Source organism: Pararhizobium sp. P1_E7 (genome assembly GCF_056405855.1).
Window position 1 is genome coordinate 1 of sequence record NZ_JBFUBH010000230.1, and the last position, 969, is coordinate 969.

2 protein-coding genes are annotated in these 969 nt (G+C 58.9%); both read left to right on the forward strand.

The window, feature by feature from the left end:
- On the forward strand, positions 1 to 415 hold a 415-nt coding region (locus AC1D17_RS29110), incomplete at its 5' end, for a LysR substrate-binding domain-containing protein (protein ID WP_477568659.1).
- 471 nt (positions 416 to 886) lie between these two features.
- A partial coding sequence (locus AC1D17_RS29115; protein WP_477568660.1) for a type II toxin-antitoxin system prevent-host-death family antitoxin occupies positions 887 to 969 on the forward strand: 83 nt, incomplete at its 3' end.

The window sequence follows — 969 nt, forward strand, 5'->3', positions numbered from 1 at the left end:
GCATTTTCGCACCCAACCGGTGTTTTCAGAGATGCAGAAGCTCTACTGCGCCGAGGGCCACCCCCTCTTCGCCCTGCCCGACGCCGACCTCACCGACGAGGTGCTCGCCGCCCAATCCTTCGCCGGCCGCACCTACATGCTGAACGAGACGATCTGCGGCATGAATTTCACCTGGGCTGCGGCAACACCGCATATGGAAGGAACCTTGCTCCTCCTCCTCTCCGGCGCCTATATCGGCTTCCTGCCCGACCACTACGCTGACGAGTGGGTCCGCGCTGGCCGTTTGCGGATGCTCCTGCCGGAACGCATGTCCTTCGAGGACATGTTCCACATCGCCTACCCCCGCAACAAACCCTCCCGTGCCGCCGAAACGCTGGCGCGGGCCATCACCGAAAGCGTCAGGAAATCACACTGACCGCGACAGTCCAGGAGCTCCCCCATGACAAGGCACCTGGAGCCACAGCCCCCGCGGCCGTTGTGGTGCGTGGGCCGGTCGAACTTGAACAGGACTTGGCGGTATAGATTGTGAGTATCGGTGGAATCGCGGGCAGGAATGCGTTCGGTATCGCAGAGCAGATCCACGCGGCGCTTCATCTGAGCAATTATGCTGATAAGTAGCCATAAAACCGCACGGCACATTGGCGGTTAACAATGACTGATAATGCCGGCTTATCGTGCGTAGTGATTTCCGACCGGCATCCGGCGAAGAATTCAACCTCCGTACTATCCCAAAGCAATGGTTGCTGTTTCGTGAACAGACGTCTCCCGACTTCGCCGTCTTCCCGTCCGAGCGCGGTTGTCCGCTGGTCCGTCCGTTAGCCAAATGGCCTTGTTTTTGCGGCCCAAACCCGCATAGATAGCTAGACAGGCTAGATTGGAGCGGACTATGGAATGGCAATTGCAAGATGCGAAGAACCGGTTCTCCAAGGTCGTTCAAAAAGCAAGGTTCGAGGGTCCCCAGACCGTGAC